Consider the following 21,713-nt stretch of genomic DNA (forward strand, 5'->3'; position numbering starts at 1 on the left):
AGGCAGGTTACCCACGTGTTACTCACCCGTCCGCCGCTGACTGATGGGAGCAAGCTCCCATCAATCCGCTCGACTTGCATGTATTAGGCACGCCGCCAGCGTTCGTCCTGAGCCAGGATCAAACTCTCCGATAAAAGTTTGAATAGCTCTTTAAAAATAAATCTAGAATTAACGTTGACGTATTGTCTTGTTTTGTTCAGTTTTCAAGGTTCAATGTGTAAGCGCTTCGTTTGAAGCGACCTTTATAATATATCATTTACTGTCGTTACCGTCAAGGTATTTTTATTATTTTAGAAAAGTTTATTTCTGAAACAGTTATGTAATGCCTTTCGGACAACAAATAATATTATACATACTATTGGACAGGTTTGCAAGAGGTAAATCTAAATAAATAAACCATAGATTAGTTACCTAACCTAAGGTTTACTTAATACGCTGGTATGATTGATTTTACACATGCTTGATTACTAAACGAAAACTTCTGATATATAAATCTCTTTTTGCCGAGACAGGTCTACGAGTTCTTCCGTTTTATTTATTTTTACGATGGGCTTTGTATATGCGTTTGGCTTGGTATACATGACTTCTCCGTACTGACCGGTTGATAGCCTTACTGAGGTGCCTATTCTTAGATCTCCCAGTAGTTGAAGAAGACCATTAACGACTTTAATATCGAATTTACCAAATAAATCTTCACTGATCATATCCAGCACCTTGAATACAGGCTGCTTGCTTCTATATATTCTTTCTGATGTCATGGCATGAAATACATCGGCGATTCCAACAATCTGAGAGTAAAGATGAATACGATTATTTTTCTCGGAGGCCGGATAGCCGGTACCATCAAATCGTTCATGATGTTGAAAGATTGCCAGTTTCGTTTCCGTTTTTAACAATGGATTATCTTTAACCATTTTATATCCGTTGGCTGTATGAAGCTTTACTTCTTTAAATTCGCTCTCTGTTAAAGGCTGTTCCTTCGTTAATATTCGTGGGCTCACCTTGGCCATTCCGCAGTCTGCCAGGACACCCGCTAAAGCCAGCTGGTTCACCTGACCAGGGTTCAAGCCGAACTTCTTTCCCAACATGGCACTTATGATACCCACTGAAATGGCATGGTGAAAAAGATAATCTTTTTTCGTACAATAGTGATGAAGAGAATATACATATGTAGGGTTCTGTTCTACGGTCTGGATCACCGGCAGCAGTAACTCTCTCACCCTTGCAACATTAACAGACGTTCCTGATTGCCAGTTCATGAATTCTTTCTTGAATTCGTTGATCGTCAATAAATAGAGATCGATGAATCCGACTGGCTCATTGTTTTCTTCCTCCACCATCTCCTTATCAGTAGAGACCGGAGTTCTAAATGGACGTCCATCCGCTTTTGTTTTCTCTATTATGAGCTCTGTTATATGGAATGCTTGAAGAATATTTAGATGTTCTTCTTCTATTACTGTATTCTTTGGAATAATAGGATTGACTGCCATTCCCATAATATCTTCTGCAACGATGCATCCTAATTGTATCTCTCCACGATGTACCTTCAACTATGAACACCTCACTTCTCACCTTTTCTTCTAGTTTATTTTACCAAATTTAACAGGTTATAGTTGTTTTTCGCAAAAAAAATAGCTGTTTCCAGTATGAGAGTTTCATTACTGGAAACAGCTTACTTGTTCATTTATTCTTCTGTATCATCAATTATATCTTCTACATCTTCAGAAGATGTTTGATCTTCGCTATCTGGTTGTTCCATTCCTTCAGCAGTTTCAACTGGTGCTTCCGTTTCTTCTTCATCTTCTTTTTCAACCTTGGCAACGGTTGAAACAAATTCGCTTTCTTGAAGACGGATCAGTTTAACTCCTTGAGTGTTACGACCTGTAGTAGAAATATCATTCACATCCATACGGATAAGGACACCATGGGCCGTGATGATCATTAAGTCTTCTTCACCTGTTACGGCTTTAACAGACACCAGCTCTCCGTTACGTTCCGTTACATTACATGTTTTTAAGCCTTTACCGCCACGAGTTTGAACTCTATATTCACTGGCAGGAGTACGTTTACCGTATCCATTTACCGTTACAACTAAGACATCGCTCTTCTCTTCCAGAATTTCCATTCCTACAACAATGTCATCATCACTCAGGTTAATTCCTTTTACCCCTGTAGCAGTTCTTCCCATTGAACGAACATCCGTTTCAGGGAAACGAATGAGCATACCTTTTTTCGTTCCGATGATCATATCTTTCTCTCCATCCGTCAGTTTGACGGAAATGAGCTCATCGTTTTCCCGAAGGTTAATGGCGATTAGACCGTTCGTACGAATATTGGCGAAATCTGATACCGGCGTACGTTTTGAGATTCCTTGCTTCGTAGTAAAGAATAAGTACCAGTCGTCCACGAATTCTTCCACTCGAATCATGGCATTGATCCACTCATCTTTTTCTACCCCGAGCAGGTTGATGATCGGAAGTCCTTTAGCTGTACGACTGAATTCAGGAATTTCATATCCTTTCGCACGGTAGGCTTTTCCTTTGTTTGTAAAGAATAGAATCGTATCATGAGTTGACGTTGTCAGTAAGTTTTCAACAAAGTCTTCATCATTGGTACCCATTCCCTGGATTCCTCTTCCTCCACGCTTTTGACTGCGGTAGGTTGAGACAGGCAGGCGCTTGATGTATCCGTTATGAGTAAGAGATACGACAATGTTCTCTCTTGGAATTAAGTCTTCATCTTCAATATTCTCAATTCCACCCGCTACGATTTCTGATCTTCTTTCATCATTGAAGCGTTCTTTGATTTCGATAAGCTCTTCACGAATGATTTCCAGAACTTTTTCATCATCTGCTAAGATCGCTTTCAATTCTGCAATCTGCTTCAATAATTCTTGATACTCGTCTTCAATTTTTTCTCGTTCTAAACCGGTTAAACGTTGAAGACGCATATCCAGGATTGCTTGAGCTTGTTTGTCAGAAAGAGAGAAGTTCTCCATCAAACCTTGTTTCGCAAGTTCCGTAGTTTGAGAGCCACGGATAAGTTTAATGATTTCATCAATATGATCTAAGGCGATACGCAGACCTTCTAAAATATGAGCTCTTGCTTCAGCTTTGCGTAATTCGAATTCCGTTCTACGACGAATGACGACGCGTTGATGTTGCAAGTAATGATATAGGCACTCTTTTAAATTCAATACCTTTGGCTGGCCATCAACAAGTGCCAAAAGGTTAATACCGAAGCTTGTTTGAAGGGCTGTTTGCTTATAGAGATTATTAAGCAAGACGTTCGCATTCGCATCTTTTCTTACTTCGATCACGACACGCATACCATTACGGTCCGATTCATCACGTAAATCAGTGATGCCATCAATCTTCTTATCACGAACAAGATCGGCAATTTTCTCGATCAGTCTCGCTTTATTCACTTGATAAGGAATTTGATGAACGATGATCGTTTCTTTCCCATTGCTTTTAGTTTCGATTTCAACACGGGCACGCATGGTGATGGAACCTTTACCTGTTTCATAGGCACGCCGTATCCCGCTTCTTCCTACAATTAGGCCTGCAGTAGGGAAATCAGGTCCATAGATAAATTCCATCAGTTCTTGAATCGTAATGTCGGGATCTTTACTTAACGCAAGGATTCCATCGATGACCTCTCCAAGATTATGAGGAGGAATGTTCGTTGCCATTCCTACTGCGATACCTGAAGAACCGTTTACCAATAGGTTAGGGAAACGGGCAGGCAACACTTCCGGCTCTCTCTCGGTACCATCATAGTTATCTTTATAATCAATTGTATCTTTATTAATATCACGAATGAGTTCCATCGAGATTTTGGACATACGTGCTTCTGTGTAACGCATGGCCGCAGCTGCATCTCCATCAACGGAACCGAAGTTACCATGACCGTCCACAAGCATATAACGATAGTTGAAATCCTGTGCCATACGCACCATTGTGTCATAAACAGCTGAGTCACCGTGGGGGTGATACTTACCGATTACTTCACCGACGATACGGGCTGATTTCTTGTATGCTTTTTCAGCCGTCATCCCCAAGTCATTCATCGCATACAAAATACGACGATGGACAGGTTTCAGGCCGTCACGTGCATCCGGTAGTGCACGGGAAACGATAACACTCATCGCATAATCCAGGAAAGACGAGCGCATTTCACTACTTATATTAATTTCTTTAACATTCGATCTTGGTATTTCTGCCATAGTAAAAGGGACCTCCTTTTAAAGAAAGATTTATACCTTTCTCATTCTTTACCTTGTCCGCTATGTAAAAGACAGGATAGCACATGGTCTATCCTGTATTGTTTTATTTTAAATGTCCAAATTCTTAACGTACGCTGCGTTTTCTTCGATGAAGTTACGTCTTGGCTCTACTTTGTCACCCATCAGGATATCAAAGGTTTCGTCAGCTTCGATCGCATCTTGAAGGCTTACTTGCAGCAGGGTTCTTGATTCCGGATCCATTGTTGTTTCCCATAGTTGTTCAGGGTTCATCTCTCCAAGACCTTTGTAACGCTGGATGCCAGGTTTAGGCGTCGGGGAGATTTCTGCAAGTATGCGATCCAGTTCTTTATCATTGTAGGCATACTCGATTTTCTTCCCTTGTTGTATTTTGTACAAAGGTGGTTGAGCGATGTAGATATAGCCTGCTTCAATGATGTTTCTCATGTAACGATAGAAGAACGTTAATAATAGCGTTCGAATATGAGCGCCATCGACGTCGGCATCGGTCATGATCACGATTTTATGGTATCTCGCTTTAGCCAGATTGAAGTCTTCTCCAATCCCCGTCCCGAGAGCTGTAATAATCGCACGAACCTCGTTATTAGAAAGGATCTTATCCAGACGTGCCTTTTCTACGTTGATAATTTTACCACGCAAGGGAAGGATGGCTTGGAAGTGACGATCCCGGCCTTGTTTAGCAGATCCGCCGGCTGAGTCACCCTCAACCACGTAGATTTCACTGATGCTTGGGTCTTTAGAAGAACAGTCTGCTAATTTACCAGGTAAGCTAGAGATTTCCAGGGCACTCTTACGACGGGTAAGCTCCCTTGCCTTTTTCGCAGCCAGTCGGGCACGTGCAGCCATTAGTCCTTTTTCTACCACTTTTCGAGCGACAACCGGGTTTTCAAGTAAGAATGTTTCTAAATGCTCGGAGAAAAGGGAATCGGTAATCGTTCTTGCTTCTGAGTTTCCGAGCTTTGTTTTTGTCTGACCTTCGAATTGGGGATCAGGATGTTTAATCGAGATGATCGCTGTTAATCCTTCACGAACATCTTCCCCTGAAAGATTCGCATCGCTCTCTTTAAACACGTGATTCTTTCGGGCATAGTCGTTAATGACTCTCGTTAAAGCCGTTTTAAATCCGGACTCATGGGTCCCACCTTCATGAGTATGGATGTTATTAGCGAAGGAATAAAGATTACTTGCGAAACCATCGTTATATTGAATGGCGATTTCAATCGTAATATCATCTTTCTCGCCTTCAATGTAGATTGGTTCTTCATGGATGACTTCTTTAGAACGATTAAGATGTTCAACGTAGGACTTAATTCCACCTTCATAATGGTAATCTCTTCGTTTCCCTTCTCCGCGCTTATCTTCAATGCTGATTTGGATCCCTCTGTTTAAGAAAGCCAGTTCGCGAATACGGTTTGCAAGTATGTCATATTCGTATTCCGTCGTTTCAGTAAAGATTTCAGGATCTGGAGTGAAGTGAATGATCGTTCCCGTCTTTTCTGTTTCTCCGATCACCTTAAGATCGAAGCTCGGAACACCTTTTTCGAATTTTTGATAATAGATGTTTCCATCACGATGAACATGGACTTCAAGTTCTGTGGAAAGAGCATTTACTACTGATGCCCCAACTCCGTGAAGACCTCCTGATACTTTATATCCACCGCCGCCGAACTTACCACCGGCGTGAAGGACCGTCATGATTACCTCAACGGCAGGACGTCCCATTTTTTCGTGAATACCTACAGGGATACCACGTCCATTATCTGTGACAGTAATACTGTTATCCTCTTCGATAATGACTTCGATTTCATTACAGTAACCGGCTAACGCTTCATCGATACTGTTATCAACAATCTCCCACACCAAATGATGTAAACCTCTTCCGCTTGTTGATCCAATATACATACCAGGTCTTTTACGAACGGCCTCTAATCCTTCTAAAACCTGAATCTGATTTTCATCATAGGATTGACCTTGCTTTTGTTCCATAGCCATACTGATTCACCTACACTTTCTAACCTCAGGGCTTTATATTTCTATAATAAATTCTCATAGTTTGAGTATTTCTTTGATCGTTTCTTTAACGTACTTGATGCCAGTGGTGAAAGATACAACTGATTCGACGTGATCACAAGAGATTTATATGAACCCTTTGCAAGATTACAAAGGTTTTTATCTTTCGTTTTTAAAAAGTGTTGAATTTCTTCTGAAAATTGAACGGTGTCTCGATCAATAATAGCGATGATTTCATCTGTACGTACCATGACATCTTCTCCAACATGTATGTACAAGGTAACACCTCATTTCAATCTTTTCATTGATCCGGCTTCCACTTCAAAAGTAGTGGCTTCGTTTAAGGTTTGATGATCAATCCCATCCACGTTTGTCGTCGTGACAAAGGTTTGAACTTTTCCCTGGATGGTATTTAATAAATGTGACTGTCGATAATCATCTAATTCAGATAAGACATCATCAAGAAGTAAGATGGGATATTCTTTGATTTCAGAATGAATCAGCTCAATTTCTGCAAGCTTCACAGAGAGGGCCGTTGTTCGTTGCTGCCCCTGCGATCCGAATGTTTGAACATCCCGTCCATTCACAATAAATTGAAGATCGTCCCTATGTGGTCCGATCAGGGTCACACCGCGATCAATTTCCCGCTCGCGGATACCATTAAATTTCTGTTCATATATATCTACCATTTTTGACCATTCTTGATTATCTGATACATCTAAAGACGGTTTATATACGATTTCTAAGGTTTCTAAGTTCCTTGAAATCCCGGAATGGATCGGTTTTGCCCAACTTTCTAATAGCTGAACGAACTCAAAGCGCTTTTTCGTAATTTTCACAGCCATCTCTATGAACTGTTCCGTCAAGACATCCAGCATGGTCTGGTCTTTTTGTTTTCTCGTTTGCAATTGTTTCAGATAATGGTTCCGTTGCTGTAATATTTTTTGATAAAGGCTGATATCATGTAAATAAACAGGAGAAACCTGACCGATTTCCATATCAATAAAACGACGCCTTACTTGAGGGCTCCCTTTTACTAAATGGAGATCTTCAGGCGCAAACATGACAACATTCATATTGCCGACATATTGACTTAATTTAGATTGCTCAAGGTGATTGCTTTTCGCTTTTTTCCCCTTTTTCGAGAGGATAAGCTCCAATGGTAACGCACCGTTATATTTCTGAATCCTACCTTTTATTTTAGCATATTCCTCGTCCCAACGGATTAAATCTTTATCATTTGAGGTCCGGTGGGATTTAGCCATTGCCAGTACATAGATAGACTCCATAATATTCGTCTTTCCTTGAGCATTCTCTCCAAGAATTACGTTCACCTTATTTTCGAAACTCACGTCGATTGATTCGTAATTCCGATAGTTTCTTAATTCTAATTGTTCAATGTACATGGAAATAACACCCTTTATTATTCTCCAGCAACCACAAATACTCCTACTTCGGGAATTTCAATTGTGTCACCAATTGTGAGTTTTCTTCCTCTTCTTTGGTCTTGTTCGCCATTTATGTATACTTCATATTCACTTAAGAACCACTTTGCCATCCCGCCGGACTGAATTACTTCAGCTAGCTTCAGGAATTGCCCCAATGTGATGATTTCCGTTTCAATGGTGATCTCTTTCGCCACTAAAATCACTACTTTCCGTATAAAGTCTCTAATATCTTATTTTACTCTAAATGGAGTTAAGTCACAACTAACGAAAAATCAGCAAGGACTCGTAGATCCATTTGTCCTTGTCATCATTGGATTTTTCATTGATTAGACGCTATTTTTGAAAGGAATCGACGAGAGGGGTTCCTTCAATTACCAGTTAAAGTGTAAAAAAAGAGCCAATACCACATGTGAAAGGCATCGGCTCTTGTCTATTCATTAGTACGTTCTTACTGGAAGAATCAGTTGAAGAATGGAATCATCATGAAGTGGTTTCAATACGAAAGGTCTCATGGCCCCGGTGAAGTTTACATAGATTTCTGTACCTTCAATGGCTTTTAATGCGTCCATCATATATTTCGCACTAAAGGAAATCTTCAGTTCCTCCCCTTCAATGGATTGACTTTTCACCTGTTCGATTACTTTCCCGATCTCCGGTGTGTTAGACGAAATCTCAATCATACCGCCATCCAGAGTTGAAAGTTTCACTACGTTGTTTCTTCCTTCTCTGGCAAGTAGCGATGCACGGTCTATCGCTTGTAAAAATTCTTTCGTATTAAGCGTTAGCTCTGTTTTTGTATCTGAAGGAATCAATCGACTGGTATCAGGATAATTCCCTTCTAATAATCTTGAGAAGAATAGTAGGTGTTTCGCTTTGAACAGCACTTGATTTTCAGTGATCACGATTTCAACAGGCTCTTCTGTATCATCAAGGATTTTATTCAGCTCGTTTAAGCTTTTCCCTGGAATCACAATATTGTAAGAAGCATCATGATTGGTTTCAATCGGTGCCTTTCTCATCGCAAGTCGGTGACTATCTGTTGCAATACAGCTCAGTTCCCCATTTTCAATCTGACAGTTTACACCTGTCAAGATGGGGCGTGTTTCTGAGGTGGACACTGCGAATACCGTTTGTCTGATCATCGTTTTTAAGAGATCAGTCGAAACTTTGATCCCGTTCCCTTCTTCGATTTGAGGAAGATGCGGGTACTCTTCTGGATCTAACCCGTTTAAATTAAATTCTGCCTGCCCTGAACGAATAACGGTTTGGAAATGATTTTGAACTTCAATTTCCACCGTATCTTTAGGTAATTTCTTGACAATCTCACTGAAGAACTTAGCCTGAAGGACAATTCCTCCAGTTTCCATGATTTCAACAATGTCTGAACCCTCTTCTTCATTTGGAATAAAGGACTCGATTGAAATATCTGAATCACTGCCTGTTAATGTTACGCCATCTTCAGTGGCGATGATTTTTATTCCGGTAAGAATGGGAATCGTTGTTCTTGACGTTACAGCTTTCATGACATCCTGAACACTTTGGACAAGATAGTCCCTTTGAATAACAAATTTCATGATTTATTCCTCCAATTTGCACATAATTTTATGGACTGAATCATATACTAATAATTTATTTAAAAATAGTAATAGAAGTAGTAGGGCCTGTTGATATGTGGATAAGTGTGTGAATTCAACGTAAACACAGCCTATCCACATGTGGACAGACTGTGTGCTAGTTTGTCTTAGTTATTCACATTATCCAGTTTATTTGTGTGTAAGATTAACTCTTTAAAGACTCACGAATTTCTTTCAATTGCTGCTGAAGAAGCGCATCCGCCCCCAGCAATGTACTGATCTTCTCATGAGCATGAATGACGGTCGTGTGATCCCGGCCGCCGAACTCTTCTCCGATCTTTGGAAGTGAAGAATCCGTCATCTCCCTGGATAGATACATAGCAATCTGTCGTGGAAAGGCGATGGATTTTGTTCGTTTCTTAGCTTTAAAGTCTTCGAGCTTCACATTGAAGTGCTCTCCAACGACACGTTGAATTTCCTGGATGGTAATAACCCGTGGTTTGGAGCTTGGAATGATATCTTTCAAAGCTTCGGCTGCCAGATCAGCATTAATATCTTTATTTATAAGAGAAGAGTAGGCAACAACCCGGATTAAAGCGCCCTCTAACTCACGAATGTTGGAATCGATTTGATTAGCTATATAAAGCATGGCTTCATTTGGAATGTCCAATCCTTCAGCCTTTGCCTTTTTTCGTAAAATGGCAATTCTCGTCTCGAGATCTGGAGGAGTGATGTCTGTAATCAGTCCCCATTCAAATCGTGAACGAAGTCTGTCTTCGAGTGTCGGAATTTCTTTCGGTGGCCGATCACTTGAAATGACAATCTGCTTGCTTTCTTCATGTAAGGTATTAAAAGTATGGAAAAATTCCTCTTGCGTTTGTTCTTTACCTGCTAAAAATTGAATGTCATCTATTAATAAAACATCAACGCTGCGGTATTTGTTGCGGAAATCGACTGCTTTATTGTCACGGATGGAGTTAATGAATTCGTTTGTGAATTTCTCAGAGGATAGATAAACCACTTTAGCAGCAGGATTATGCTCCAGTACATAATGTCCGATCGCATGCATTAAGTGAGTTTTTCCCAGTCCTACTCCACCATAAATAAACAAGGGATTATAGGCTTTGGCAGGTGCTTCAGCCACAGCCAAAGATGCGGCATGGGCGAAACGGTTGCCCGAACCGATAACAAAGGTGTCAAATGTGTATTTTGCATTCAGCATATTTTGATTGATATCCTGTTGCTCGTCGTCTTTCATCGACTTCTTTGGAGGTAATTGAATATCAAATTCTTCCGGCTCCTGATTTTGTGGAATGATAAATTTCACGACCAACTCTTCGCCCGTAATATCATACAAAACCCCGGAGATTAATTGAGAGTAGCGTCCTTCCAGCCAATCTCGTGCAAATTCATTTGGAGCTGTAATGACAAGTGTGTCACCTTGAATGGAATGTGCCTTAGTCGATTTTAACCAAGTATCAAAGCTCGGTTTACTTATCTTTTTTTCGATGCTTTCTAAGGCTTTGCTCCAAAGATCCCCGATATTCTCCAATCCTGATCCCTCCTTTTCTCAGTTTGTATAACTTCTGTACAACAATTACATGCTATAAAATCCGTCAACTCTCGCTATTTTATAAAAATACAAAACAATGAATGTGGAAAATATATATAATAAGGAAAGAAAATGGTTTTTCGACAATATCCACCACTTGTGGACAACGTTTTACAAACCCTCTGTATAAGTTACCCACATGATATCCACATTTTGTGGATAAGTTATTTCCATGAACCTAGTTATCAAGAGTGAAAACACAATAATCATATCAAAATATCCTTAGAGGTGCAATGCTTTTTAAATTTTATCCACAAGCTACCACCCCTTGTGGAATGAAATTGTCCACAACCCAAGAACTTGTGAAAAAGTTGTCAGTATGTGTTGTGGATAATTTAAAAACCTGTCGAATCCTATCCACAGGCAGGTTTGATAGAGGAATGGAATAGTGTTTGTAGAAGGAGAGGATCAAAAAGAAATTTAGTTGATTGATAAGGCGATGTTTTATTGAAATTAAAAAACTAATTGATTTTAGATTTATAAAAACATCATGCTCAGAAAGTTGATTGGAGCGGAAGGTGCTCGACTCCTGCGGGAATAGCGTGAAAGTACGAAAAGCAGAGGCGGCTCGACCAGCCCCGACAAGCATAAGATGAATGGGCCGGGAAGGCGCTTTTTGCCTTCTTGGCCCATTTAGCTTATGACCTCGAGGGGCTAGCCGCCGTAGCTAGACAGTTGAGACCCCGCAGGGCAAAGCCCGAGGAGGCTCAACTCACGCCCCGCGGAAAGCGAGCACCTGGAGCGGAAATCAACCAGCACTCACTTGTTTTAAAAAGAAAAATAATATGAGTGTTGACTTTTTATGGGTACCGTCTTTATAATAGTGAGGAATGTCTTTAACTTTTATAAAGATATCCTTCAGGGAGGTGTAATAGATGAAAAGAACGTTTCAACCAAATAATCGTAAAAGAAAAAAGAACCACGGTTTCCGTGCACGTATGAGCTCTAAAAACGGACGTAATGTTTTAGCTCGTCGTCGTAGCAAAGGAAGAAAAGTATTATCTGCCTAGACCACTGAACTGACTCAGTGGTCTTTTTTTTCCTTTATCCCAAGTGAAAAGACAATTTGGCTAGTTCGTATTTTGTTTTAAGAGAAAAATTACTTATAATTTCAAATGAATGAGCCAATAATGTCGAGGATACATCAAGACAAAAATGAAAATTAGGTGTGGTCAATGCGGAAAGATCAGAGAGTGAAGAAGAATAAAGAGTTCCAGGAGATATTCAAAAAAGGAACATCCTTTGCCAATCGGCAATTCGTCTTATATCTATTGAAGAAAGAAGAGCCTCAACCATTTCGAATTGGAATCTCCGTGAGTAAGAAAATTGGAAACGCTGTTTGTCGAAACCAAATTAAACGATATGTCAGACAAGCTTTCTTAGAATTACAAGAAGATGTAAAAGATCAGTACGATTACTTAATCATCGCCAGAAAACCGGCGGCCGAAATGAATTTCCATGAGGTGAAGGGCAGCCTCACCCATGTGCTCAAAAGAGGAAAAGTGTTGAAAAGATCCTCTAATGGAAAACATGTTAGAAAGAAGTCATAACATTTTACGATATTGACAGGTTTCGTCATCACAAGCCTATGAAAAGATGTTACAATACGAGAGATTGTACTTTTTCAGTAGAGAGACCTGTTTTACATTTAACTTGAAAGATATTAGTAGGGAGGAAATTAAGGGTGAAAAAGAGAATGATAGCCCTGATGGGAATCATTGGGCTAATGGCTATACTATCAGGTTGTACGGAATATAATCAGCCTATAACACCTGAGAGTAGCGGAATATGGAATGAATATATTGTCTATCCTTTATCACAATTAATTACAATGGTAGCTGAGTTCATGAGCGGTTCTTATGGATTGGCCATTGTCATTGTTACATTGATCATTCGTTTAGCGATTCTGCCATTAATGATTAAACAAACGAAAAATTCAAAAGCCATGCAGGCATTGCAACCGGAAATGAAAAAGCTGCGTGAAAAATATAGCTCTAAAGATGCACAAACTCAACAAAAGCTTCAACAAGAAACGATGGCTTTATTCCAAAGTCACGGGGTTAATCCGCTGGCGGGTTGTTTCCCGTTGATCGTTCAAATGCCGATTTTAATTGGTTTCTACCATGCGATCGTGAGGACAGAAGAAATTAAAGCTCATAATTTCCTGTGGTTCGATCTTGGTAACCCGGATCCGTACTACATTTTACCTTTAGTAGCAGGTATAACAACGTTCATCCAACAGAAATTAATGATGGCGGGTACAGCGAATCAAAATCCGCAAATGGCGATGATGCTTTATATCATGCCGGTCATGATCATCATTTTTGCGATTAACTTCCCTGCAGCTCTATCCCTTTACTGGGTAGTCGGAAATCTATTTATGATTGTTCAAACGTATTTCATTAAAGGACCTGAAATCAAAGAAGCGCAAACCGCTAAAGCTGGTGGGAATTCGGGAGGAAAGAAAAAGTGAGAGAAGTAGAAGCGACTGGTCAAACGGTGGAAGAAGCCATTGAATCAGCCTTGTCTCAACTGAATATCACCAAAGAAGAAGCAGAAATTGACGTCATTGATCAAGGTAAAAAAGGCTTGTTCGGATTGTTTGGTGGAAGACCTGCTGTCGTACAAGTCAAAAAAGCGATGGATCCGGTAAATGAAGCGAAAGATTTTCTTCTATCTGTTGCACATGAAATGGGAGTGAACGCTTCCATAGAAGTGAAAAGAGACGGAAGAGATGTTGAGTTCAACATTTCCGGTGAAAAAATGGCTCTATTAATAGGAAAAAGAGGACAAACGTTGAATGCTCTTCAACATTTAACTCAACTGATTGCCAATCGGGTTTCCGATCAGTTCATCACCATCCTTTTAGATGCGGAGAACTATCGTGAAAGACGTAAGCAAACGTTAACAAACCTGGCGGAACGATTAGCAGAGAAAGCATTGCGCACAAATCGTTCCGTTTCATTAGAACCAATGCCTTCCTATGAAAGAAAAGTGATTCATACAGCATTAGTTGATTCGACTACTGTTGATACACATTCAGAAGGCAGGGAACCCAATCGTTATATTGTGATTGCTCCAAAATAATTAAGAGACGATTCCTTTCGGGGAATCGTTTTTTTTTTTTGCAATCCAGGCAACCCCTTTATATTTCTTCCCATGCTGCCGCGTCGCAACCTTGTGGATTCTTATTTTCATCCCGGTTTATTGTTATTCACATGTGGATAAGTTAAAATAATAGAGATGAAGTGTTATCTGTGTGGATAACATTATTTGGTGACGAATAGAGGGTTTCCTTTCTTTAGTATTAAATAGGATTGTGATATTCTAATAATTTGGGGAAACTTTGCTCTCTACTATAATTCATTTATAAATAGATCAACTAAGAAATAAGAGAGGTGAATACAATGGAGTTTGATACAATTGCTGCTATTTCCACGCCGATGGGTGAAGGGGCGATTGCGATCGTGCGTTTAAGCGGTGATCAAGCCTTCGATATCGGTGATAAGGTCTTTAAGGGTATGAAAGGAAGCTCTATGAAAGAATTTGCTTCTCATACCATCCATTATGGACATATTATCGATCCGGACACAGAGCAAGTGGTGGAAGAAGTCATGGTTTCTGTCATGAGGGGGCCAAAAACCTTCACCCGTGAAGATATTATAGAAATTAACTGCCACGGAGGACTTGTGTCGGTCAATAAAGTATTGCAGCTCGTATTGAAAAATGGAGCCCGCCTTGCAGAGCCGGGTGAATTTACGAAACGGGCGTTCTTGAACGGACGAATTGACCTTTCCCAGGCAGAAGCGGTGATGGATCTTATTCGGGCAAAAACCGATCGGGCGATGAATGTAGCCCTTAATCAAATGGAGGGCCGACTTTCCAATTTGATTCGAAAGCTTCGTCAGGAAATTCTTGAAACGCTGGCTCATGTAGAAGTGAATATCGATTATCCGGAGTATGATGACGTAGAAGAAATGACGCATCACGTACTGTTGGAGAAATCCAAACACGTCCGTGACGAAATTGACAAGTTGGTCCGAACATCAGAGCAGGGGAAAATTCTGAGAGAAGGTCTTTCTACCGTGATCATCGGACGGCCAAATGTAGGGAAGTCCTCTCTATTGAACAGTCTTGTTCATGAAAATAAGGCGATCGTAACCGATATCCCCGGGACAACCCGGGATGTGATTGAAGAATACGTGAATGTACGCGGTGTTCCGTTACGTCTGGTTGATACAGCCGGGATTCGTGAAACAGAAGACATTGTAGAACGAATCGGTGTGGAACGTTCACGACAAGTATTGAAAGAAGCGGATTTAATTTTACTCGTACTCAACTATGCGGACGAATTGACTCCTGAAGATGAACAGCTTTTCGAAGCGGTAAGAGGAATGGACGTTATTGTCATCGTGAACAAAACGGATCTGCCACAGAAGATTGATATAGATAAAGTAAGAAAACTGGCGGAAAATCATCAGCTGGTCACAACGGCTTTACTTGAAGAGCAAGGGATCGATGAACTGGAAGAAGCCATTTCTTCTTTATTCTTTGCCGGTTCCATCGAATCCGGGGATATGACATATGTGTCCAATAGCCGTCACATTGCTCTGCTCAATCAAGCTTCCCTCGCGATTAATGAAGCCATCAATAGCGTAGAAATGGGCACTCCCATCGATATCGCTCAAATTGACTTAACCAGAACGTGGGAGCTTTTAGGTGAAATCATTGGAGAGAGCGTTCATGAAAGCCTGATTGATCAGCTGTTTTCTCAATTCTGCTTAGGGAAATAAATACTATTATAATGTGGACTTTGAATTCAAGGTCCTACAAGGAGGAAAAAATAAACCATGCAATATGACGCAGGGCAATATGATGTCATTGTCATTGGTGCTGGCCATGCGGGAGTTGAAGCAGGACTTGCTTCTGCCCGTATGGGAGCTAAAACGTTAATGGTCACCATTAACTTGGATATGGTCGCCTTTATGCCATGTAATCCATCTGTTGGGGGACCGGCAAAAGGGATCGTTGTAAGAGAGATTGACGCTCTGGGTGGAGAAATGGGGCGTAATATAGATAAAACACATATACAAATGAGAATGTTGAATACAGGAAAAGGTCCGGCTGTCCGGGCATTACGGGCTCAGGCGGATAAATTCCTTTATCAGCATGAAATGAAACGCATGATCGAAAATGAACCGAATATGACCTTGCTTCAAGGAATGGTTGAGGAATTGATTGTTGAAGATGATGAATGTAAAGGTGTCGTAACGATGACGGGCGCTGCCTACCGGGCGAAAACAGTCGTCATTACAACGGGTACATTCCTGCGTGGTGAAATCATATTAGGAGATCTGAAATATTCAAGCGGTCCTAATAATCAACAACCTTCCATCAGACTTTCTGATCATTTACATGAATTAGGCTTTGATACTGTTCGTTTCAAAACAGGGACGCCACCGCGAGTGAATAGTTCGACAATCGATTACTCGAAAACTGAAATTCAACCAGGTGATGATGTTCCCCGTGCCTTCAGCTATGAAACGACGAAATATATTACCGATCAACTTCCATGTTGGTTAACATATACGAACGAACACACTCATCAATTGATTGATGACAACCTGCATCGTTCTCCGATGTATTCTGGAATGATTAAAGGAACTGGACCGCGTTACTGTCCTTCCATTGAAGATAAAGTCGTACGTTTCCATGATAAACCGCGTCACCAGATTTTCTTGGAGCCTGAAGGACGAAACACACAAGAAGTCTATGTACAGGGATTATCGACGAGTTTACCTGAAGACGTACAACAAAAGATTCTTCAAACCATCCCGGGTCTTGAGGAAGTACAGATGATGCGTGCCGGGTATGCGATTGAGTATGATTCCATCGTACCGACTCAATTATGGCCGACCCTTGAAACGAAAAAAATAAAAAATCTTTATACAGCGGGACAAATCAACGGAACGTCCGGTTATGAAGAAGCAGCTGGACAAGGTCTGATGGCAGGGATCAATGCTGCGTGCCGTGCCCTGGACAAAGAAGAGGTTATCTTAAGCCGCTCTGATGCGTATATCGGGGTCTTAATCGATGATCTTGTGACAAAAGGGACGAACGAACCTTATCGTCTATTGACTTCCCGTGCTGAATATCGTCTGTTGCTTCGTCATGACAATGCCGATCTTCGCCTGACTGATATCGGTCATAAGATAGGATTAATCTCCGATGATCGATACGAACGGTTTACAGCTAAAAAAGAAGCGATCTTTTCAGAGAAAAAACGCCTGGAAGGAATCCGCATCAAACCTACTGACGAAACACAGGCCGTTATTCGTGAAGCGGGCGGCAGTGAGCTGAAAGACGGCATATTAGCAGCGGATCTTCTGAAGCGCCCTGAAATGAACTATAGTCATATTAAATCACTCGTTCCAAGTGAAATCGAGCTTGATCCCGATGTAGAGGAACAGGTTGAAATCCAAGTGAAATATGAAGGCTATATTGAAAAATCCCTTCAACAGGTCGATAAAATGAAGAAGATGGAAAACAAAAGAATTCCTGAAAACATTGATTACAGCGCCATTAGCGGTTTAGCATCTGAAGCAAGACAGAAATTAATCGAGGTCCAGCCCCTTTCTCTTGCACAGGCTTCCCGGATTTCAGGAGTGAATCCTGCAGACATCTCTATTTTACTCGTCTATATCGAGCAAGGGAAAATCGCAAAAGTATCAGGTGATCAATAGAGGTAAAGGAAGGATAATTTCATGAATGTAAATGAATTTCAATCAATGCTTGAGGAGAAGGGGATCTCCCTTTCTCCTGAGCAATTAAATCAGTTTGAGCGCTATTATGAATTGCTGGTTGAATGGAATGAAAAAATGAACCTGACGGCCATCACTGAAAAGGAAGATGTTTATTTAAAGCATTTTTACGATTCGATCAGTGCAGCTTTTTATGTTGATTTCACCGAGGTGACAACTCTTTGTGATGTTGGGGCAGGAGCCGGTTTTCCGAGTATCCCTCTTAAAATATGCTTCCCGCACTTACATATCTCAATTGTTGATTCCTTGAACAAGCGGATTACGTTCTTAAACCATTTATCAGATGAGTTAGGACTTGATCATACGAATTTCTATCATGATCGTGCTGAGACTTTTGGTAAAAACAAGGCTCATCGTGAAAAGTATGATATGGTTACAGCAAGAGCCGTTGCCAGAATGTCTGTTTTAAGTGAATTATGTTTGCCACTAGTTAAAAAGGGCGGCTTATTTGTAGCGATGAAGGCTTCAAACGTGAAAGAGGAGCTATCCAATGCGAAGAAAGCAATTGGCATGCTGGGTGGACAAACAGATAAAATGTATTCGTTCGTTTTACCGGAAGAGGAAAGTGAAAGAAATATCGTGAAGATCGACAAAGTGAAAGAAACGCCTAACAAATATCCCAGAAAACCTGGGACACCCAATAAATTACCGTTATAATAATATGAATGGTTCTCCTGCCGTGATGTCAAGGATCAAGCCGTGAAAATCTCAGCATAGGCAGGAACTGGTCATATTTTAGAGAATATTAATAAAGGGAGTTTCTTAAAGGTGGTGTAGGAAGATGAAGCATCCTTTCTCTCGTTTTTTTGGCCTAGGTGAAAAGGAGCAAGATGTTGAATCTGAAGAATCAAATGTAGTGGAAGAAGATCGAGATGAAGTGAAAAAGATACCCGTCTCACAAATCATCCCTAATCGCTTTCAACCAAGAACAGTGTTCAATGATGAAAAGATAGAAGAGTTATCCAGAACGATTCATACTCATGGTATTATCCAACCGATTGTGGTTAGACAATATGATGATGAGCAGTTTGAAATCATTGCAGGTGAACGTCGATACAGAGCCGTTCAGAAGCTTGGCTGGGACACCGTACCGGCCATTGTAAAGAATCTTAATGATACAGAAACAGCATCTGTTGCATTAATTGAAAACTTACAAAGGGAAGAACTCTCTCCTATAGAAGAAGCCATTGCGTATGGGAAACTGTTGGAGTTACATGATTTAACTCAAGAAGCCCTTGCTCAACGCTTAGGAAAAGGACAATCGACTGTGGCGAACAAGCTTCGTCTCCTTAAGCTTCCAGAAGAAATTCAATCAGCCTTATTAGATAAACTAATAACAGAACGTCATGCCAGGGCTTTGATTCCACTGAAGAATGCCGAAAAGCAGATCCAGCTCCTTCAGGAAATCATTGAAAAAAGCTTGAATGTCAAACAAACCGAAGACCGGGTTGTGAAAATGCAAGAAGGAACGACTCAAAAGCCTAAACCGAAACGAAAAGCCTTCAGTAAGGATATGAGAATAGCTGTGAATACGATTCGTCAATCTCTCTCCATGGTATCGGACAGCGGGATCAATCTGGACTCTGAAGAAGAAGAACATGAGGAATTCTATCAATTCACCATCCGTATTCCTAAAAAAAAATAGATTCGTAGTCTAAAAGTGAGAAACATATCGGATTGGTTTCTCACTTTTTTGTATGGTTCTTTTTGCAAAGCTTGTTTCATCTTGGAGTAGTAAGTAGTAGTTGATTTCCGCTACAGGATGCTCGCTTTCCGCGGGGCTGGCGGTGAGCCTCCTCGGCTGCGCCTCCGGGGTCTCACCTGTCCAGCTATTCCCGCAGGAGTCGAGCATCCTTTCGCTCCAATCAACTTTCGAAGCATGGATCCTTTAAGTGAAACTGAAAAAGTAAGAATTTTTGAAAGTGGCCTCACTTTGGTCGATTAATTATTGATTTTTTATAAAGAAAATGATATTTCTTTTAGATTTTTTCTTTGAGGACATTAAGCTCTGTCACTCACCATCTAAGCACACACTGATTGACAGAGCCTCTGGCGGGGTTTCGTGTCTTAAAATAACGACCTTATTTAATAAAGCTTTTTGGTTTGGTTCTGTCGATTTTTGACGAGTAAACAGTTCGTAATTTCCTATTTTTAGAAACACTGCACTTTTTGAAAAATTGACAGACAATTATCGAAGAATTTTGATAGAATAGAAGAATACTGTAAAAAATTTAGTGAATCTTAGGAAGTCAAAAGGTAGGTGACAACCTTGGGCAGAATAGTAGCCGTTACTAACCAAAAAGGTGGAGTGGGAAAGACCACAACATCCGTCAATTTGGGGGCTTGCTTAGCTTATATAGGGAAAAAGGTTTTACTGGTAGACATTGATCCTCAAGGAAACGCCACTAGTGGTGTAGGTGTGGAAAAAGGGGATGTCCAGCAGTGTATATATGATGTGCTGGTAGATGATGTGGATGTCAGAGAAACCATTAAACAATCAAAAGTTGAGAATTTATCCATTGTACCTGCAACGATTTCATTGGCTGGAGCAGAAATTGAACTTGTTCCAACCATCTCCCGTGAAGTGCGTTTAAAGAAAGCGTTAGAGAAAGTAAAAGACGATTTTGATTATATTATCATTGATTGTCCACCGTCTTTAGGGTTATTGACAATCAATGCGTTAACCGCTTCAGATGCTGTCGTCATACCGGTCCAATGCGAATATTATGCTCTGGAAGGATTAAGTCAGTTATTGAGTACCGTTCGTTTAGTTCAGAAGCATCTGAATCATGATCTTATGATCGATGGTGTGCTGCTTACGATGCTTGATGCGAGAACCAATCTGGGAATTCAGGTCATTGAAGAGGTTAAAAAATATTTTCAAGATAAAGTGTATCGCACAATTATTCCACGTAACGTTCGCTTAAGTGAAGCGCCCAGTCATGGTGAACCGATTATCATCTATGATGCAAAGTCCAGGGGAGCAGAAGTTTATTTAGAACTAGCAAAGGAAGTGGCGGCGAATGGCTAAAGGTTTAGGAAAGGGCATCAATGCTCTTTTTACCAATATCCAAACAACTCAAAATGAAGAGTCCGTACAAGAAGTGAGCCTGAAAGAAATACGGCCGAATCCATATCAACCACGAAAGATCTTTGAGCCGCAAGCCATTGAGGAATTAAAAGATTCGATCTTAGAACACGGTATCCTGCAACCGATCATTGTGCGTAAAACGATCAAAGGGTATGAAATTGTCGTTGGGGAACGTCGTTATCGTGCAGCCAAAGCGGCTAAATTAGAATCCGCTCCTGTCGTGGTCCGGGAATTGAATGAGCAACAAATGATGGAGCTTGCCGTTTTAGAAAACCTTCAACGTGAAGACCTGACACCGATCGAAGAAGGCGCTGCTTATCAAATGTTGATGGACAAGCTAAAGCTCACTCAGGAGGAATTAGCGAAGAGATTAGGAAAGAGCAGACCTCATATTGCCAATCATATTCGCTTACTTTCCCTCCCTGCTCCTATTCAGGAACTTATTTCAGAAGGTAAGTTAACGATGGGACATGGACGTGCACTCCTTGGGTTGAAAAATAAGAAGAATCTATCAACGGTTGTCAATCGTATCCTTAAAGAATCATTAAACGTTCGCCAATTAGAAAAAATCATTCAAGAGCTGAATGAGAATGTTCCACGTGAAACAAAAAAGACAGAGCGTAAAGATGTTTTTATTCAGGAACAGGAATCCCTTCTACGCGAACGCTTCGGGACAACGGTTACGATTAAACAAGCGAAGAAAAAAGGAAAAATCGAGCTCGAATTTTTCTCAAAGGAAGATCTCGATCGCATTTTGGAATTATTGCAGTAACCATTTTGGAAAAGGACTGGCTTAAAAGGTATACTTATACCACTTAAGCCAGTCCTCTTCCATATGGTATATAGAAGATGCACTATTCTTTGGGAAATAATCATGAAAACATGAGAAT

General features: G+C 40.6%; 18 protein-coding genes and 1 rRNA gene. 10 read left to right on the forward strand and 9 right to left on the reverse strand.

Features of this window, described 5'->3' with window-relative positions; all coding sequences use genetic code 11:
• From ACOSV2_RS17800 to dnaA, 9 genes are all read right to left on the reverse strand, one after another.
• A 16S ribosomal RNA gene (locus ACOSV2_RS17800) occupies positions 1 to 134 on the reverse strand; the annotation flags it as partial.
• Between the two features lie 333 nt (positions 135 to 467).
• Positions 468 to 1,550: an HD-GYP domain-containing protein gene (locus ACOSV2_RS17805; protein ID WP_428976305.1), complete on the reverse strand. Its 1,083-nt coding sequence runs from the start codon at positions 1,548 to 1,550 to the stop codon at positions 468 to 470.
• Positions 1,551 to 1,684: 134 nt separating this feature from the next.
• Entirely contained in the window at positions 1,685 to 4,228 is a 2,544-nt protein-coding gene (gene gyrA, locus ACOSV2_RS17810) for a DNA gyrase subunit A (RefSeq protein WP_428976306.1), read from the reverse strand.
• Between the two features lie 108 nt (positions 4,229 to 4,336).
• Entirely contained in the window at positions 4,337 to 6,253 is a 1,917-nt protein-coding gene (gene gyrB / locus ACOSV2_RS17815) for a DNA topoisomerase (ATP-hydrolyzing) subunit B (protein ID WP_397553763.1), read from the reverse strand.
• Between the two features lie 47 nt (positions 6,254 to 6,300).
• Complete coding sequence (remB, locus tag ACOSV2_RS17820; protein WP_113969423.1) at positions 6,301 to 6,555, reverse strand: extracellular matrix regulator RemB; 255 nt, start codon at positions 6,553 to 6,555, stop codon at positions 6,301 to 6,303.
• Between the two features lie 9 nt (positions 6,556 to 6,564).
• A complete protein-coding gene (gene recF / locus ACOSV2_RS17825) occupies positions 6,565 to 7,683 on the reverse strand; it encodes a DNA replication/repair protein RecF (RefSeq protein WP_428976307.1) in 1,119 nt (372 codons plus the stop codon).
• A 17-nt stretch (positions 7,684 to 7,700) separates the two neighbouring features.
• Positions 7,701 to 7,919, reverse strand: a complete 219-nt coding sequence (gene yaaA / locus ACOSV2_RS17830; protein WP_044340280.1) for a S4 domain-containing protein YaaA — start codon at positions 7,917 to 7,919, stop codon at positions 7,701 to 7,703.
• A gap of 243 nt (positions 7,920 to 8,162) precedes the next feature.
• Positions 8,163 to 9,299 carry a DNA polymerase III subunit beta gene (dnaN, locus tag ACOSV2_RS17835; RefSeq protein WP_113969421.1) on the reverse strand — a complete coding sequence of 379 codons (1,137 nt, stop codon included), beginning with the start codon at positions 9,297 to 9,299 and terminating at the stop codon, positions 8,163 to 8,165.
• 205 nt (positions 9,300 to 9,504) lie between these two features.
• A complete protein-coding gene (dnaA, locus tag ACOSV2_RS17840) occupies positions 9,505 to 10,851 on the reverse strand; it encodes a chromosomal replication initiator protein DnaA (protein ID WP_324746165.1) in 1,347 nt (448 codons plus the stop codon).
• Positions 10,852 to 11,786: 935 nt separating this feature from the next.
• Here dnaA and rpmH point away from each other — a divergent pair.
• From rpmH to ACOSV2_RS17890, 10 genes are all read left to right on the forward strand, one after another.
• Complete coding sequence (gene rpmH / locus ACOSV2_RS17845; protein WP_034764748.1) at positions 11,787 to 11,921, forward strand: 50S ribosomal protein L34; 135 nt, start codon at positions 11,787 to 11,789, stop codon at positions 11,919 to 11,921.
• Between the two features lie 165 nt (positions 11,922 to 12,086).
• Positions 12,087 to 12,461: a ribonuclease P protein component gene (rnpA, locus tag ACOSV2_RS17850; protein ID WP_324746163.1), complete on the forward strand. Its 375-nt coding sequence runs from the start codon at positions 12,087 to 12,089 to the stop codon at positions 12,459 to 12,461.
• Between the two features lie 134 nt (positions 12,462 to 12,595).
• The gene (spoIIIJ, locus tag ACOSV2_RS17855) at positions 12,596 to 13,384 is read left to right on the forward strand and encodes a YidC family membrane integrase SpoIIIJ (protein WP_113969418.1); all 789 of its coding nucleotides are present in this window, start codon (positions 12,596 to 12,598) and stop codon (positions 13,382 to 13,384) included.
• A complete protein-coding gene (gene jag / locus ACOSV2_RS17860; RefSeq protein ID WP_397553589.1) occupies positions 13,381 to 13,998 on the forward strand; it encodes an RNA-binding cell elongation regulator Jag/EloR in 618 nt (205 codons plus the stop codon). Before spoIIIJ ends, jag begins: the two co-directional genes overlap by 4 nt.
• A 320-nt stretch (positions 13,999 to 14,318) precedes the next feature.
• Positions 14,319 to 15,704, forward strand: a complete 1,386-nt coding sequence (gene mnmE / locus ACOSV2_RS17865; RefSeq protein ID WP_428976308.1) for a tRNA uridine-5-carboxymethylaminomethyl(34) synthesis GTPase MnmE — start codon at positions 14,319 to 14,321, stop codon at positions 15,702 to 15,704.
• 57 nt (positions 15,705 to 15,761) lie between these two features.
• Positions 15,762 to 17,654, forward strand: coding sequence for a tRNA uridine-5-carboxymethylaminomethyl(34) synthesis enzyme MnmG (gene mnmG / locus ACOSV2_RS17870; RefSeq protein WP_428976309.1), 1,893 nt, complete (start codon positions 15,762 to 15,764; stop codon positions 17,652 to 17,654).
• Between the two features lie 21 nt (positions 17,655 to 17,675).
• Positions 17,676 to 18,389 (forward strand): 16S rRNA (guanine(527)-N(7))-methyltransferase RsmG, encoded by a 714-nt coding sequence (rsmG, locus tag ACOSV2_RS17875; RefSeq protein ID WP_428976310.1) that lies wholly within the window; start codon positions 17,676 to 17,678, stop codon positions 18,387 to 18,389.
• Positions 18,390 to 18,513: 124 nt separating this feature from the next.
• The gene (gene noc / locus ACOSV2_RS17880; protein ID WP_149154947.1) at positions 18,514 to 19,377 is read left to right on the forward strand and encodes a nucleoid occlusion protein; all 864 of its coding nucleotides are present in this window, start codon (positions 18,514 to 18,516) and stop codon (positions 19,375 to 19,377) included.
• 624 nt (positions 19,378 to 20,001) lie between these two features.
• Positions 20,002 to 20,763 carry a ParA family protein gene (locus ACOSV2_RS17885; RefSeq protein ID WP_113969412.1) on the forward strand — a complete coding sequence of 254 codons (762 nt, stop codon included), beginning with the start codon at positions 20,002 to 20,004 and terminating at the stop codon, positions 20,761 to 20,763.
• A complete protein-coding gene (locus ACOSV2_RS17890; protein ID WP_324746151.1) occupies positions 20,756 to 21,595 on the forward strand; it encodes a ParB/RepB/Spo0J family partition protein in 840 nt (279 codons plus the stop codon). The genes ACOSV2_RS17885 and ACOSV2_RS17890 overlap by 8 nt, the downstream gene beginning before the upstream one ends.
• Positions 21,596 to 21,713 lie beyond the last annotated feature (118 nt).

Source organism: Rossellomorea sp. DUT-2, assembly GCF_052665285.1.